The sequence below is a fragment of the Streptococcus oralis genome (assembly GCF_021497885.1).
Taxonomy (GTDB): Bacteria; Bacillota; Bacilli; order Lactobacillales; family Streptococcaceae; genus Streptococcus; species Streptococcus oralis_BQ.
The window spans coordinates 1,227,309-1,242,957 of the sequence record NZ_CP046523.1 but is presented as its reverse complement, the minus strand read 5'-3'; the positions used below and the strand labels follow the sequence as shown (position 1 = coordinate 1,242,957).

18 protein-coding genes and 1 pseudogene are annotated in these 15,649 nt (G+C 43.7%); 17 read left to right on the top strand and 2 right to left on the bottom strand.

Going from position 1 to position 15,649, the window contains the following annotated elements; genetic code table 11:
• Window positions 1-112 precede the first annotated feature (112 nt).
• Window positions 113-184 (bottom strand): annotated as a pseudogene (locus GOM48_RS06320) (AraC family transcriptional regulator); the annotation flags it as partial.
• Here GOM48_RS06320 and GOM48_RS06315 point away from each other — a divergent pair.
• The 17 genes from GOM48_RS06315 (at window position 177) to GOM48_RS06235 (ending at window position 14,314) form a co-directional block, all read left to right on the top strand.
• Window positions 177-1,085: a LysR family transcriptional regulator gene (locus tag GOM48_RS06315; RefSeq protein WP_235096477.1), complete on the top strand. Its 909-nt coding sequence runs from the start codon at window positions 177-179 to the stop codon at window positions 1,083-1,085. The pseudogene GOM48_RS06320 and the gene GOM48_RS06315 overlap by 8 nt on opposite strands.
• Window positions 1,082-1,549, top strand: a complete 468-nt coding sequence (gene lspA, locus GOM48_RS06310) for a signal peptidase II (RefSeq protein ID WP_235096476.1) — start codon at window positions 1,082-1,084, stop codon at window positions 1,547-1,549. Before GOM48_RS06315 ends, lspA begins: the two co-directional genes overlap by 4 nt.
• A complete protein-coding gene (locus GOM48_RS06305) occupies window positions 1,533-2,432 on the top strand; it encodes an RluA family pseudouridine synthase (protein ID WP_235096475.1) in 900 nt (299 codons plus the stop codon). Before lspA ends, GOM48_RS06305 begins: the two co-directional genes overlap by 17 nt.
• 100 nt (window positions 2,433-2,532) lie before the next feature.
• On the top strand, window positions 2,533-3,642 hold the full coding sequence (gene proB, locus GOM48_RS06300; RefSeq protein ID WP_235096474.1) for a glutamate 5-kinase: 1,110 nt from the start codon (window positions 2,533-2,535) through the stop codon (window positions 3,640-3,642).
• Window positions 3,643-3,651: 9 nt separating this feature from the next.
• Window positions 3,652-4,914, top strand: coding sequence for a glutamate-5-semialdehyde dehydrogenase (locus tag GOM48_RS06295; RefSeq protein WP_235096473.1), 1,263 nt, complete (start codon window positions 3,652-3,654; stop codon window positions 4,912-4,914).
• A 3-nt stretch (window positions 4,915-4,917) separates the two neighbouring features.
• The gene (gene proC, locus GOM48_RS06290) at window positions 4,918-5,715 is read left to right on the top strand and encodes a pyrroline-5-carboxylate reductase (protein WP_235096472.1); all 798 of its coding nucleotides are present in this window, start codon (window positions 4,918-4,920) and stop codon (window positions 5,713-5,715) included.
• Between the two features lie 121 nt (window positions 5,716-5,836).
• A complete protein-coding gene (gene tmk, locus GOM48_RS06285) occupies window positions 5,837-6,475 on the top strand; it encodes a dTMP kinase (RefSeq protein ID WP_235096471.1) in 639 nt (212 codons plus the stop codon).
• Window positions 6,472-7,362, top strand: coding sequence for a DNA polymerase III subunit delta' (locus tag GOM48_RS06280; protein WP_235096470.1), 891 nt, complete (start codon window positions 6,472-6,474; stop codon window positions 7,360-7,362). The genes tmk and GOM48_RS06280 overlap by 4 nt, the downstream gene beginning before the upstream one ends.
• Window positions 7,363-7,398: 36 nt before the next feature.
• A complete protein-coding gene (gene yabA / locus GOM48_RS06275) occupies window positions 7,399-7,716 on the top strand; it encodes a DNA replication initiation control protein YabA (protein ID WP_000358229.1) in 318 nt (105 codons plus the stop codon).
• Between the two features lie 2 nt (window positions 7,717-7,718).
• Complete coding sequence (rsmI, locus tag GOM48_RS06270) at window positions 7,719-8,597, top strand: 16S rRNA (cytidine(1402)-2'-O)-methyltransferase (RefSeq protein WP_235096469.1); 879 nt, start codon at window positions 7,719-7,721, stop codon at window positions 8,595-8,597.
• A gap of 186 nt (window positions 8,598-8,783) precedes the next feature.
• Window positions 8,784-10,118, top strand: a complete 1,335-nt coding sequence (trmFO, locus tag GOM48_RS06265; RefSeq protein WP_235096468.1) for a methylenetetrahydrofolate--tRNA-(uracil(54)-C(5))-methyltransferase (FADH(2)-oxidizing) TrmFO — start codon at window positions 8,784-8,786, stop codon at window positions 10,116-10,118.
• 83 nt (window positions 10,119-10,201) lie between these two features.
• Window positions 10,202-10,939 (top strand): UMP kinase, encoded by a 738-nt coding sequence (gene pyrH / locus GOM48_RS06260; protein ID WP_000002989.1) that lies wholly within the window; start codon window positions 10,202-10,204, stop codon window positions 10,937-10,939.
• A 7-nt stretch (window positions 10,940-10,946) separates the two neighbouring features.
• Entirely contained in the window at window positions 10,947-11,504 is a 558-nt protein-coding gene (gene frr / locus GOM48_RS06255; RefSeq protein ID WP_001262236.1) for a ribosome recycling factor, read from the top strand.
• A gap of 59 nt (window positions 11,505-11,563) precedes the next feature.
• Complete coding sequence (cvfB, locus tag GOM48_RS06250; RefSeq protein ID WP_125399164.1) at window positions 11,564-12,418, top strand: RNA-binding virulence regulatory protein CvfB; 855 nt, start codon at window positions 11,564-11,566, stop codon at window positions 12,416-12,418.
• An 11-nt stretch (window positions 12,419-12,429) separates the two neighbouring features.
• The gene (locus GOM48_RS06245; protein WP_235096467.1) at window positions 12,430-13,035 is read left to right on the top strand and encodes a GrpB family protein; all 606 of its coding nucleotides are present in this window, start codon (window positions 12,430-12,432) and stop codon (window positions 13,033-13,035) included.
• On the top strand, window positions 13,032-13,247 hold the full coding sequence (locus GOM48_RS06240; RefSeq protein WP_001232084.1) for a YozE family protein: 216 nt from the start codon (window positions 13,032-13,034) through the stop codon (window positions 13,245-13,247). The genes GOM48_RS06245 and GOM48_RS06240 overlap by 4 nt, the downstream gene beginning before the upstream one ends.
• Window positions 13,248-13,327: 80 nt before the next feature.
• A complete protein-coding gene (locus GOM48_RS06235; RefSeq protein WP_235096466.1) occupies window positions 13,328-14,314 on the top strand; it encodes a PhoH family protein in 987 nt (328 codons plus the stop codon).
• Window positions 14,315-14,376: 62 nt separating this feature from the next.
• Here the strand turns inward: GOM48_RS06235 and ald are convergent, their stop codons facing one another.
• Window positions 14,377-15,489, bottom strand: coding sequence for an alanine dehydrogenase (gene ald / locus GOM48_RS06230; protein WP_235096465.1), 1,113 nt, complete (start codon window positions 15,487-15,489; stop codon window positions 14,377-14,379).
• Window positions 15,490-15,649 lie beyond the last annotated feature (160 nt).

The following is a 15,649-nucleotide window of genomic DNA, read 5'->3' as shown; positions in this document are numbered from 1 at the left end:
CTAGAAGTAGCATAAAATAAGGCTTTCCGAGTTTTCGGAGAGCCTATTTTTTTGTTATGATATCCATAATTCTTTGTTACTAGTGTAGATGAATTTTATGAGCGACATTATTTTTCCTAGGTGGAAAACTTCTAAAATATGGTATAATGAACAGATAGAGAAGTTGGGGGTAAAAGATGAACATTCAACAATTACGCTATGTTGTGGCTATTGCCAATAGTGGTACTTTCCGTGAAGCTGCAGAAAAGATGTATGTTAGTCAGCCAAGTCTATCTATTTCTGTGCGCGATTTGGAAAAAGAGTTAGGCTTTAAAATTTTCCGTCGGACGAGTTCGGGAACATTTTTGACCCGCCGTGGTATGGAATTTTATGAGAAGGCGCAAGAATTGGTCAAAGGCTTTGATGTTTTTCAAAATCAGTATGCCAATCCTGAGGAAGAAAAGGATGAATTTTCCATTGCCAGTCAGCACTATGACTTCTTGCCACCAACGATTACGGCCTTCTCAGAACGTTATCCTGACTACAAAAACTTCCGTATTTTTGAATCAACTACTGTTCAAATCTTAGACGAAGTAGCCCAAGGACATAGTGAGATTGGGATTATCTACCTCAACAACCAAAATAAAAAGGGCATCATGCAACGGGTTGAAAAGCTTGGTTTAGAAGTTATTGAACTAATTCCTTTCCAGACTCACATTTATCTTCGTGAAGGGCATCCTTTAGCACAGAAAGAGGAATTGGTCATGGAGGACCTAGCTGATTTACCAACAGTTCGTTTCACCCAGGAAAAGGATGAGTACCTTTACTATTCAGAAAACTTTGTCGACACCAGCGCGAGCTCCCAGATGTTCAATGTGACCGACCGTGCTACTTTGAATGGTATTTTGGAGCGAACGGATTCCTATGCGACAGGTTCAGGATTTTTAGATAGTGACAGTGTTAATGGAATCACAGTCATTCGTCTCAAGGACAATCTAGATAACCGCATGGTCTATGTCAAACGTGAGGAAGTGGAGCTTAGTCAAGCTGGGAATCTTTTCGTTGAGGTCATGCAAGAATATTTTGATCAAAAGAGGAAATCATGAAAAAAAGAGGAATAGTGGCAGTCATTATACTGCTTTTGATTGGGCTGGATCAGTGGGTTAAAGCCTATGTTGTCCAGCAGATTCCACTGGGTGAAGTGCGTTCGTGGATACCCAATCTCGTTAGCTTGACCTATCTGCAAAATAGAGGGGCAGCCTTCTCCATGTTGCAAGATCAGCAGTGGTTATTTGCTGTTATTACACTGGTCGTCATGGTAGGTGCCATTTGGTATCTACATAAACACATGGAGGATTCTCTCTGGATGGTTTTTGGACTGACTTTGATAATCGCGGGAGGTCTGGGCAACTTTATTGACAGAATGAGTCAAGGTTTTGTGGTGGATATGTTTCACCTAGACTTTATCAACTTTGCGATTTTCAATGTTGCCGACAGCTATTTAACAGTTGGTGTGATTGTTTTATTGATTGCAATGCTTAAAGAGGAAGTAAATGGAAATAAAAATTGAAACTGGTGGACAACGTCTAGACAAGACTCTATCGGATCTAACAGAATTGTCACGTAGTCTCGCGAATGAACAAATCAAGGCTGGACAAGTTTTGGTTAATGGGCAAGTAAAAAAAGCTAAATACACTGTCCAAGAGGGCGATATCGTCACCTACCATGTGCCAGAACCAGAGGTTTTAGAGTATGTGGCTGAGAATCTGCCACTCGAGATCATCTACCAAGATGAGGATGTAGCCGTTGTTAACAAACCTCAGGGAATGGTGGTGCATCCGAGTGCTGGTCATACTAGCGGAACCTTGGTCAATGCCCTCATGTACCATATCAAAGACTTGTCAGGTATCAATGGGGTTCTCCGACCGGGTATCGTTCACCGCATTGACAAGGACACATCTGGACTTCTCATGATTGCAAAAAATGATGAGGCCCACTTAGCACTTGCCCAAGAACTCAAGGATAAAAAGTCTCTCCGCAAATACTGGGCGATTGTTCATGGCAATCTTCCCAATGATCGTGGTGTCATTGAAGCGCCGATTGGTCGGAGCGAGAAAGACCGTAAGAAACAGGCTGTGACTGCTAAAGGAAAGCCTGCCGTAACACGTTTTCACGTCTTGGAACGTTTTGGTGATTATAGTTTAGTGGAGTTGCAACTGGAAACAGGGCGTACCCACCAAATCCGTGTTCATATGGCTTATATTGGCCATCCAGTCGCTGGGGATGAGGTCTATGGTCCTCGCAAGACCTTGAAAGGACATGGACAATTTCTCCATGCTAAAACCCTAGGATTTACCCATCCGAGAACAGGTGAAACCTTGGAATTCACAGCAGATATTCCAGAGATTTTTAAAGAAACGCTGGAAAGATTGCGTAAAACTGAGAATAGATAAAAGAGTTGAGATGCTTGTCTCAACCTTTTTTATTTCAAGTCTTTTCTATTTTAAAGCATTCATGTTATAATGGATAAATATGAAGAATCGGAGTGAGAATATGAAGTACAAACGAATCGTCTTTAAGGTAGGGACATCTTCCTTAACAAATGAAGACGGGAGTTTATCAAGAAGTAAAGTAAAGGCCATTACCCAACAATTAGCTATGTTGCATGAAGCTGGGCATGAGTTGATTTTGGTTTCTTCTGGGGCAGTAGCGGCTGGCTTTGGAGCTTTGGGTTTTAAAAAACGTCCGACCAAGATTGCAGATAAGCAGGCTTCGGCTGCAGTAGGACAAGGTTTGCTTCTAGAAGAATACACGACAAATCTCCTCATGCGCCAAATCGTCTCTGCGCAAATCTTGCTGACACAGGATGATTTTGTAGATAAACGTCGTTATAAGAACGCCCACCAGGCTTTGTCTGTATTGCTTCATCGTGGTGCCATTCCTATCATCAACGAGAATGACAGTGTCGTTATTGATGAGCTCAAGGTTGGGGACAATGATACTCTGAGTGCTCAGGTAGCGGCTATGGTGCAGGCAGATCTCTTAGTTCTCTTGACGGATGTAGACGGTCTCTATACTGGAAATCCCAACTCAGATCCAAGAGCCAAACGTCTTGAGAAAATCGAGACCATCAATCGTGAGATTATTGATATGGCTGGTGGAGCAGGTTCGTCTAATGGTACAGGTGGGATGTTGACTAAGATCAAAGCAGCTACGATCGCGACGGAGTCGGGTGTGCCAGTCTATATCTGCTCGTCCATGAAATCAGATGCCTTGATTGAGGCGGCGGACGAGACCAAGGATGGTTCCTTCTTTGTTGCGCAAGAAAAGGGCCTTCGTACTCAGAAACAGTGGCTAGCCTTCTATGCTCCAAGTCAAGGAACGATTTGGGTAGATGGTGGAGCTGCAGAAGCACTTTCAAAAAACGGAAAAAGTCTCCTTTTATCAGGTGTGGTAGAAGTGGAAGGGAACTTCTCTTATCATGATATTGTTACAGTAGCAGATAAAGAAACAGGTCAATCTCTTGGAAAGGGACGTGTCCAATTTGGTGTCTCAGCCCTAGAAGATATGCTCCGTTCTCAAAAAGCTAAGGGAGTCTTGATTCACCGTGATGACTGGATTTCCATCACTCCTGAAATCCAGCTGCTCTTTACAGAATTTTAGAGGTGAACGATGGTAAGTACACAAGAACAATTTGAACAAGTACAGGCTGTTAAGAAGTCAATCAACACTGCTAGTGAAACAGTGAAAAACCAAGCCTTGCTAGCTATGGCTGATCACTTATTGGCTGCAACTGAGGAGATTTTAGAGGCCAATGCCCTTGATATGGCAGCAGCCAAGGGGAAAATCTCAGATGTCATGCTGGATCGGCTTTATTTGGATGCAGGACGTATAGAAGCAATGGCAAGGGGGATTCGTGAAGTGGTTGCTTTACCAGATCCCATCGGTGAAGTCCTAGAGACAAGTCATCTTGAAAATGGCTTGCTTATTACCAAGAAACGTGTAGCTATGGGTGTTATTGGTATTATCTATGAAAGCCGTCCAAATGTGACGTCTGACGCGGCTGCCTTGGCTCTCAAGAGTGGAAATGCAGTTGTTCTTCGTAGTGGTAAGGATGCCTATCAAACAGCTCATGCCATTGTCACAGCCTTAAAGAAGGGCTTGGAGACGACTACCATTCATCCAGATGTGATTCAACTAGTAGAAGATACCAGCCGAGAAAGTAGCTATGCCATGATGAAGGCTAAGGGTTATCTAGACCTTCTCATACCTCGTGGAGGAGCTGGTTTGATCAATGCTGTTGTTGAAAATGCTATCGTGCCTGTTATTGAGACAGGAACTGGGATTGTCCATGTCTATGTGGACAAGGATGCCGATGAAGACAAGGCTCTGTCTATCATCAACAATGCTAAAACCAGTCGTCCTTCTGTCTGCAATGCTATGGAGGTTTTGCTGGTTCATGAAGACAAGGCAGCAGGTTTCCTTCCTCGCTTGGAGCATCTTCTGGTTGCAGATAGAAAAGAAGCTGGGTTGGAACCGATTCAATTCCGCCTAGATAGCAAAGCAAGTCAGTTTCTTTCAGGTCAAGCAGCCGAGGCCCAAGACTTTGACACCGAGTTTTTAGACTATATCTTAGCAGTTAAGGTTGTGAGCAGTTTAGAAGAAGCAGTCGCGCATATTGAAGCCCATAGTACCCATCATTCGGACGCCATTGTGACAGAAAATGCTGAAGCTGCGGCTTACTTTACAGACCAAGTGGACTCTGCAGCGGTCTATGTCAATGCCTCAACTCGTTTCACTGATGGTGGACAATTTGGTCTTGGATGTGAAATGGGGATTTCTACTCAGAAACTGCACGCGCGTGGGCCAATGGGTTTGAAAGAGTTGACCAGCTACAAGTATGTGGTTACTGGTGACGGACAGATAAGGGAGTAAGAGATGAAGATTGGATTTATCGGTTTGGGAAATATGGGTGCTAGTTTGGCCAAGGCTGTCTTGCAGGCCAAGACGGGCCAACAGATTCTCCTTGCCAATCGTAGTCAAGCAAAAGTAGATGCTTTCATCGCCAACTTCGGCGGCCAGGCCTCCAGTAATGAAGAAATTTTTGCAGAAGCAGATGTGATTTTCCTAGGAGTAAAGCCAACCCAGTTTTCTGAACTGCTGGCTCAATACCAGACTGTTCTTGAAAAAAGAGAAAGTCTTCTTTTGATTTCCATGGCAGCTGGATTGACCTTGGAAAAACTGGCTAGACTTCTTCCGAGTCAACACCGAATCATTCGTATCATGCCCAATACTCCGGTGGCTATCGGGCAAGGAGTGATTAGTTATGCCATGTCAGCAAACTGTCGTACTGAGGACAGTGAACTCTTTTGTCAATTATTAGCAAATGCGGGTCTCTTAGTTGAGCTGGGGGATGGCTTAATCGATGCAGCGACAGGTCTCGCAGGTTGTGGACCAGCTTTTGTCTATCTCTTTATCGAGGCTTTGGCAGATGCGGGTGTACAGACTGGATTGCCAAGAGAAAGGGCCTTGAAAATGGCAGCCCAAACAGTAGTCGGCGCAGGACAAATGGTTCTCGAAAGTCAGCAACATCCTGGAGTCTTGAAAGACCAAGTTTGTAGCCCAGGAGGTTCGACTATCGCTGGTGTAGCAAGTCTGGAAGAACATGCCTTTAGAGGCACAGTCATGGACGCAGTTCATCAAGCCTATAAACGAACACAAGAACTAGGTAAATGAGAGGTTGGATGACTCCCCAACCTCTTTTATGGTCGATTGAATGGAGAAGACACAAAAAGATTGTCACAAAAACCTATTTTTTTGATAGAATAGAAGGTAGAAAAAAAGAAATGAGTTAGACATGTCAAAAGGATTTTTAGTCTCTCTTGAGGGACCAGAGGGAGCAGGAAAGACCAGTGTTTTAGAGGCTTTACTCCCCATTTTAGAGGAAAAAGGAGTAGAGGTGCTGACGACCCGTGAACCTGGCGGAGTCTTGATTGGGGAGAAGATTCGTCAAGTGATTTTGGATCCAAGTCATACTCAGATGGATCCTAAAACAGAGCTCCTTCTCTATATCGCTAGTCGCAGACAGCACTTGGTGGAAAAAGTTCTGCCTGCTCTTGAAGCTGGTAAGTTGGTCATTATGGACCGCTTTATCGATAGTTCCGTTGCTTATCAGGGATTTGGTCGTGGCTTGGATATTGAAGCCATTGATTGGCTCAATCACTTTGCAACAGATGGTCTCAAACCCGATTTGACACTCTATTTTGACATCGAGGTGGAAGAAGGACTGGCTCGCATTGCTGCTAATAGCAATCGTGAGGTCAATCGTTTGGACTTGGAAGGTTTGGACTTGCACAAAAAAGTCCGTCAAGGCTACCTTTCTCTTCTGGAAAAAGAAGGAAATCGTATTGCCAAGATTGATGCCAGTCTCCCTTTGGAGGAGGTTGTGGAAACTACCAAGGCTATCTTGTTTGAGAGAATGGGATTGGCAAAATGAAACAAGATCAACTAAAGGCTTGGCAACCAGACCAGTTTGACCGCTTTGTCCGTATCCTAGAACAAGGGCAGCTCAATCACGCCTACCTTTTTTCAGGTTTCTTTGGAAGTTTGGAAATGGCGCAATTTTTAGCTAAGAGCCTCTTTTGTAGGGATAAGGTAGGTGTTTTACCGTGTGAGAAATGCCGAAACTGCAAGCTGATTGAGCAGGAAGAATTTCCCGATGTTACTTTAATCAAGCCAGTCAATCAGGTCATCAAGACAGAACGGATTCGGGAATTGGTGGGTCAGTTTTCCCAAGCAGGGATTGAAAGTCAGCAACAGGTTTTTATTATCGAGCAGGCGGAGAAAATGCATCCCAACGCGGCTAATTCTCTGCTCAAGGTCATCGAAGAACCTCAGAGTGAAGTTTACATTTTCTTCTTGACCAGCGATGAGGAAAAGATATTACCGACTATCCGTAGTCGGACACAGATTTTCCACTTTAAAAAGCAAGAAGAAAAACTCATCCATCAATTAGAACAAGCAGGTCTGGTCAAGAAAAAAGCAACTTTCTTAGCCCAGTTTTGTCAATCACGAGCTGAAGCTGAAAAGTTGGCAAATCAGGCAAGTTTTTGGACCTTGGTGGATGAGAGTGAACGCTTGCTGACTTGGTTATTAGCTAAGAAAAAAGAAAGTTATCTTCAAGTTGCTAAATTAGCCAACTTGGCAGATGACAAGGAAAAACAGGATCAGGTTTTGCGAATCCTCGAAGTGCTATGTGGACAGGATCTTCTCCAAGCAAGAATAAGAGTGGTTCTGCAAGATTTGCTAGAAGCTAGAAAAATGTGGCAAGCCAATGTCAGCTTTCAAAACGCCATGGAATATCTGGTCTTGAAAGAAATATAAACTCAAAGAAGGATTAAGAAAGGAAAGGGCTGGTTTATGGACAAAAAAGAATTATTTGACGCGCTAGACGATTTTTCCCAACAATTACTGGTGACCTTGGCCGATGTGGAAGCCATCAAGAAAAATCTCAAGAGCCTGGTAGAGGAAAATACAGCTCTTCGCTTGGAAAATAGTAAGTTGCGAGAACGCTTGGGCGAGGTGGAAGCAGATACACCCGTTAAGGCCAAGCATGTTCGTGAAAGCGTCCGTCGGATCTATAAAGATGGTTTTCACGTATGTAATGATTTTTACGGCCAACGCCGAGAACAGGACGAGGAATGTATGTTCTGTGACGAGTTGTTGTACAGGGAGTAGGCATGCAGATTCAAAAAAGTTTTAAGGGGCAGTCTCCCTATGGCAAGCTTTACCTAGTAGCAACACCGATTGGCAATCTAGATGATATGACTTTTCGTGCCATCCAGACCTTGAAAGAGGTGGATTGGATTGCTGCTGAGGACACGCGCAATACAGGGCTTTTGCTCAAGCATTTTGACATTTCGACCAAGCAGATTAGTTTTCATGAGCACAATGCCAAGGAAAAAATTCCTGATTTGATTGATTTTCTGAAGGCGGGACAAAGTATTGCTCAGGTCTCTGATGCGGGTCTGCCTAGTATTTCGGATCCTGGGCATGATTTGGTCAAGGCAGCCATCGAGGAAGAGATTGCAGTTGTCACAGTTCCAGGTGCCAGCGCAGGGATTTCTGCCTTGATTGCCAGCGGCCTAGCACCACAACCACATATCTTTTACGGTTTCTTACCGAGAAAATCAGGCCAGCAAAAGCATTTTTTTCAAGCCAAAAAAGACTATCCTGAAACTCAGATTTTCTATGAATCGCCCCATCGTGTAGCGGATACATTGGAAAACATTCTAGAAGTCTACGGTGACCGCTCGGTTGTCTTGGTTAGAGAATTGACCAAGATTTATGAAGAATACCAACGTGGAAAGATTTCAGAGCTAGTAGAAAGTATTGCTGAAACGCCACTCAAGGGCGAATGCCTTCTCATCGTCGAAGGTGCCAGTCAGGATGTGGAGGAAAAGGACGAGGAGGACTTGTTTTCAGAAATCCAATCTCGTATCCAAGAAGGCATGAAGAAAAATCAAGCTATCAAGGAAGTAGCGAAGATTTACCAGTGGAATAAAAGCCAGCTTTACGCTGCCTACCACGACTGGGAAGAAAATCAAGAAAATGACTAAACAGGGAAGTTTGCCTTCTTCCCTTTTTTTGTTATACTAGTAGAAGAAAATTTAGAAAGATTTGTGGGAGTGAAAAAGTCCGAGGGACTTTTTCAACCTGAGCCAAGAAATTCGAAAGCGAAGAAAGTTCGGGGAACTTTTTCAATGTGAATCTTATCTTCACACTCCCAAAGAGGTATTAGTGTCGTGTCTCAATCTTATATCAATGTTATCGGAGCAGGTTTAGCAGGTTCTGAAGCAGCCTACCAAATCGCAGAACGTGGTGTTCCAGTTAAACTCTATGAAATGCGTGGTGTAAAGCCTACACCCCAGCACAAAACAGACAATTTTGCAGAGTTGGTTTGTTCCAATTCCTTACGTGGGGATGCTTTGACCAATGCTGTCGGTCTTCTCAAGGAAGAAATGCGTCGCTTGGGTTCTGTCATATTGGAATCTGCTGAAGCTACACGTGTTCCTGCAGGCGGTGCCCTTGCGGTGGACCGTGATGGTTTCTCTCAAATGGTGACTGAAAAAGTGGCCAATCATCCCTTGATTGAAGTGGTTCGTGATGAAATTACAGAATTGCCGACGGATGTTATTACGGTTGTCGCTACTGGTCCTTTGACCAGCGATGCCCTAGCTGAGAAGATTCATGCCCTTAATGATGGGGATGGATTCTATTTCTATGACGCGGCGGCGCCTATTATCGATGTCAATACTATCGATATGAGCAAGGTCTATCTCAAGTCTCGTTATGACAAGGGAGAGGCGGCCTACCTCAATGCTCCAATGACCAAGCAAGAGTTTATGGATTTCCATGAGGCCTTGGTCAATGCGGAAGAAGCACCACTTAATTCTTTTGAAAAAGAAAAGTACTTTGAAGGATGTATGCCAATCGAAGTCATGGCTAAACGTGGCATTAAAACCATGCTTTATGGTCCGATGAAGCCAGTCGGTTTGGAGTATCCAGACGACTACACAGGACCTCGCGATGGGGAGTTCAAAACACCGTATGCTGTTGTCCAGCTTCGTCAGGATAATGCGGCTGGTAGCCTCTACAATATCGTCGGTTTCCAAACTCACCTCAAATGGGGAGAACAAAAGCGTGTCTTCCAAATGATTCCGGGTCTTGAAAATGCTGAGTTTGTTCGTTATGGTGTCATGCACCGCAATTCTTACATGGATTCACCAAATCTTCTTGAGCAAACCTATCGTTCTAAGAAACAGCCCAACCTCTTCTTTGCTGGTCAAATGACGGGTGTGGAAGGCTATGTTGAGTCAGCAGCTTCAGGCTTGGTTGCAGGTATTAACGCGGCTCGTCTTTTTAAGGGAGAAGGAGAAGCTATCTTCCCAGAGACAACAGCGATTGGAAGTCTGGCTCATTACATCACCCATGCTGACAGCAAGCATTTCCAACCGATGAACGTCAATTTCGGGATTATCAAGGAGTTAGAAGGCGAGCGTATCCGTGATAAGAAGGCTCGTTATGAAAAAATTGCAGAGCGTGCCCTTACCGACTTAGAGGAGTTTTTAACGGTCTAATTTTTTTGAAAGAATTGCTCATGGTACTATAAAAATCTAAGAAATTGTGATAAAATAGGTAGGATAAAAAAAGGAGAGTAAAAATGGCTAACCCCAAGTATAAACGTATTTTAATCAAGTTATCAGGTGAGGCTCTTGCAGGTGAACGTGGCGTAGGGATTGATATCCAAACAGTTCAAAAAATCGCAAAAGAGATTCAAGAAGTTCATAGCTTAGGTATCGAAATTGCCCTTGTAATTGGTGGAGGAAATCTCTGGCGTGGAGAACCTGCTGCAGAAGCAGGAATGGACCGCGTTCAGGCAGATTACACTGGAATGCTTGGGACCGTTATGAATGCTCTTGTAATGGCAGATTCATTGCAACAAGTCGGTGTCGATACGCGTGTACAAACAGCCATTGCTATGCAACAAGTGGCAGAACCTTACGTACGTGGACGTGCCCTTCGCCACCTTGAAAAAGGCCGTATTGTTATCTTTGGTGCTGGAATTGGTTCACCTTACTTCTCAACAGATACAACAGCAGCCCTTCGTGCAGCTGAAATCGAAGCGGATGCCATTCTTATGGCTAAAAATGGCGTAGACGGTGTTTACAATGCCGATCCTAAGAAAGACAAGACTGCCGTTAAGTTTGAAGAATTGACCCACCGTGACGTTATCAACAAAGGTCTTCGTATCATGGACTCAACAGCTTCAACCCTCTCTATGGACAACGACATTGACTTGGTGGTCTTCAACATGAACCAACCAGGCAACATCAAACGTGTCGTATTTGGTGAAAATATCGGAACAACAGTATCAAATAATATCGAAGAAAAGGAATAAGAAAATTATGGCTAATGCAATTGTAGAAAAAGCTAAAGAGAGAATGACCCAGTCTCACCAATCACTTGCTCGTGAATTTGGTGGTATCCGCGCCGGTCGTGCCAACGCAAGCTTACTAGACCGTATCCACGTAGAATACTATGGAGTAGAAACTCCTCTTAACCAAATTGCTTCTATCACTATTCCAGAAGCTCGTGTTTTGTTGGTAACGCCATTCGACAAGTCTTCATTGAAAGACATCGAACGTGCCTTGAACGCTTCTGATCTTGGTATCACACCAGCTAACGACGGTTCTGTGATCCGCTTGGTTATCCCAGCTCTTACAGAAGAAACTCGTCGTGACCTTGCCAAAGAAGTGAAGAAGGTCGGTGAAAATGCTAAAGTGGCTGTACGTAATATCCGTCGTGATGCTATGGATGAAGCTAAGAAACAAGAAAAAGCAAAAGAAATCACTGAAGACGAATTGAAGACTCTTGAAAAAGATATTCAAAAAGTAACAGACGATGCTGTCAAACACATCGACGATATGACTGCCAATAAAGAAAAAGAACTTTTGGAAGTCTAAAAATAAACAGAAAAACTCAGTTGGCATTGCTGGCTGAGTTTTATTCGAAAGAAGGAAATATGAATACAAATCTTGCAAGTTTTATCGTTGGACTCATCATCGATGAAAATGACCGTTTTTACTTTGTGCAAAAGGATGGTCAGACCTATGCTCTTGCTAAGGAAGAAGGTCAACATACAGTAGGGGATACGGTCAAAGGTTTTGCCTATACAGATATGAAGCAAAAACTACGTCTGACAACCTTAGAAGTGACTGCCACTCAGGACCAATTTGGTTGGGGAACCGTAACAGAAGTTCGTAAAGACCTAGGTGTCTTTGTGGATACAGGCTTGCCTGATAAGGAAGTTGTGGTATCGCTAGATATTCTCCCTGAACTTAAGGAACTCTGGCCTAAGAAGGGTGACAAACTCTACATCCGTCTTGAAGTGGATAAGAAAGACCGAATCTGGGGACTCTTGGCTTATCAGGAAGATTTCCAGCGTTTAGCTCGTCCTGCCTACAACAACATGCAGAACCAAAACTGGCCAGCCATTGTTTATCGTCTCAAGCTGTCAGGAACCTTTGTCTATCTGCCAGAGAATAACATGCTTGGTTTTATTCATCCTAGTGAGCGTTACGCAGAGCCGCGTTTGGGACAAGTATTAGATGCGCGTGTCATTGGTTTCCGCGAGGTTGACCGCACTCTGAACCTCTCTCTCAAACCTCGTTCATTTGAAATGTTGGAGAATGATGCCCAGATGATTTTGACTTACTTGGAAAGCAATGGCGGTTTCATGACCTTGAATGATAAGTCTTCTCCAGAGGACATCAAGGCAACCTTTGGCATTTCTAAAGGTCAGTTCAAGAAAGCACTCGGTGGCTTGATGAAGGCTGGCAAAATCAAGCAAGACCAGTTTGGGACAGAGTTGATTTAAACCTTATAGACATGATAAAGAAACTTGAAGAAATGAGTTTAGAGGAACTCTGGCAACTTTTTCCTATTTTTCTAGTAGAGCACAAGTCAGAGTGGAAAGACTGGTATGAATTTGAAAAAACAAGTCTGAAAAAAATATTGGGTGCCAATGTTATTCAAAGAATAGAGCATATCGGTAGCACTGCTATCCCTAATATTTGGGCCAAAAATATCGTCGATATTCTGCTAGAAGTAGGTAGAAAAGAGGATTTAGCAAGAGTTAGGGATTTATTGGTGAAGAATGGTTGGCTACTGATGTCGGAGAGTCCTAACAGGATTTCGCTAAATAAAGGATATACAGAGCAGGGATTTGCTGAGAAAGTTTATCATTTACATTTGCGAATGACGGGAGATCATGACGAGATTTATTTTAGAGATTATCTCTGCCAGCATCCAGATATTGCCCAAGCGTATCAGGAATTAAAACTAAGTTTATGGAAAAAATTTGAACACAATCGAGACGCCTATACAGATGCGAAAACGGATTTTATAAACCACTACGTTTCAGAGGCTAAGTCCAGTAATTTTCAAGAATCAGAAAAGTGTCATCAAAAAACTCTTGATAGGAGAAAGAATTGAGAAAATCATTTTACACTTGGCTCATGACTGAGCGCAATCCTAAAAGTAATAGTCCCAAAGCCATTTTGGCAGACCTCGCTTTTGAGGAGTCAGCCTTCCCAAAACACACGGATGATTTTGATGAGGTGAGTCGCTTTTTGGAGGAGCATGCCAGTTTCTCTTTTAACCTAGGAGATTTTGATGCCATCTGGCAAGAATACTTAGAACACTAGAGACAATGAGATGAGGCTAGTATTTTATTGTTCTCTTTGCTATAATAAAAAGAAATAAACGGATTAGAGAGGTTCTTTATTTGAAGGAACATTCAATAGACATTCAACTGAGTCATCCAGATGACCTGTTTCATCTTTTTGGATCCAATGAGCGCCATCTTCGTTTAATGGAAGAAGAGCTCGATGTGGTGATTCATGCCCGTACGGAGATTGTCCAGGTTTTGGGAGAAGAGACTGCCTGTGAGGAAGCCCGTCAGGTTATCCAAGCCTTGATGGTTTTGGTTAATCGAGGAATGACGGTTGGCACGCCAGATGTGGTGACTGCGATTAGCATGGTCAAAAACGATGAAATCGACAAGTTTGTCGCCCTTTACGAAGAAGAAATCATCAAGGACAATACTGGGAAACCGATTCGTGTCAAAACCTTGGGTCAAAAACTTTATGTGGACAGTGTCAAACAGCATGATGTGACCTTTGGAATCGGACCTGCAGGGACAGGGAAGACTTTTCTTGCAGTGACTTTGGCAGTGACTGCCCTCAAACGTGGGCAAGTCAAGCGGATTATCCTTACTCGTCCAGCAGTGGAAGCAGGCGAGAGTCTTGGATTTCTTCCAGGTGATCTCAAGGAGAAGGTAGATCCTTACCTTCGACCTGTTTACGATGCCTTGTATCAGATTCTCGGAAAAGACCAGACGACTCGTCTCATGGAGCGTGAAATTATCGAAATCGCGCCCCTTGCCTACATGCGTGGACGGACCTTGGATGATGCCTTTGTCATTCTCGATGAAGCACAAAATACGACCATCATGCAGATGAAGATGTTCTTGACTCGTTTAGGATTTAATTCTAAGATGATTGTCAATGGAGATATCAGTCAGATTGACCTGCCACGTAATGTTAAGTCCGGTTTGATTGATGCCCAAGAAAAGCTCAAGAACATTCACCAGATCGACTTTGTTCATTTTTCAGCCAAGGATGTGGTTCGCCATCCAGTTGTCGCTCAAATTATCCGAGCCTATGAACCAGCTCCAGTTAAAAATGAAAAGAAGGACCAAGAAACAGAATAGCAAAAAAGAGCAGTTCAATTTGAACTGCTCTTTATCGTATCTGTGTTAATTAGTTAATGTTTTTAGACAAGTTCATCAATCGAAGTGTGATCCTTATCTAGCCCTTGGGCAACTGGAAGACTGGTCAAGTAGCCTTGGTAAGTTGTCACTCCTTCGCGTAAGCCTTGATCTTCAGTGATTGCCTTCTTAAAACCTTTTCCTGCTAAGGCTTCAATGTAAGGAAGAGTGACGTTGGTTAGGGCAATGGTCGAAGTACGGGCAACCGCACCAGGGATATTGGCAACGGCATAGTGGAGAACACCGTGTTTTTCATAGACTGGTTCATCGTGCGTTGTCACACGGTCAGCTGTTTCGATAACACCACCTTGGTCAACAGCAACGTCAACGATGACAGAGCCTGGACGCATTTGTTTGACCATCTCATCTGTCACCAGTTTTGGTGCCTTGGCACCAGGGATGAGAACTGCACCAATCACCACATCAGCATCTCTCACACTTGCTTCGATGTTGAAAGAATTTGACATAAGAGTTTGAATTTGGTTTCCAAAGACTTCTTCTAGAACTGAGAGACGCTTCGCACTGATATCTAAAATAGTCACTTGAGCACCGAGTCCCAAGGCGATGCGAGCAGCATGTGTACCAACGACACCGCCACCGATGATGGTTACTTTTCCTTTTGGAACACCCGGTACACCACCAAGTAGGACACCAGAGCCGCCAGCTTGTTTGGTGAGGAAGTGAGCACCGATTTGAACTGCCATACGACCGGCAACCTCACTCATTGGAACGAGGAGTGGTAGGTGACCTAGGGAGTCACGGACAGTCTCATAGGCAATTCCTGTTGTTTTTGCTGCTAGCATGGCATCTGCTAACTCTGGAGCAGCAGCCATGTGCAAGTAGGTGAAGAGGAGCAAATCGTCGCGCAAGTAACCATATTCAGAAGCTAATGGCTCTTTCACTTTCACGACCAACTCAGCTGCCCAAGCTTCAGCAGCAGTAGCGACAATCTCAGCACCTTGCTTTTGATAGTCAGCATCAGTAAAGCCTGAACCAAGACCAGCATTTGTTTCGATGAGGACGCGGTGACCACGGCTAACTAAGCTATAAACACCAGCAGGTGTGAGGGCAACACGGTTTTCATTGTTCTTAATTTCTTTTGGGATTCCGATTAACATAGAGATAACCTACCTTTCAATTGACGGTCTTGTTTTGGTTGTCACATTCCAGTTCATAAATCAAAAATGTGATGGTTTTATTGTATATGAAACCGCTTCAAAAATCAAGAAAAACTTGTCATCCAAATTTATTTATGCTAGACTAGTGAGAATCAAGCTC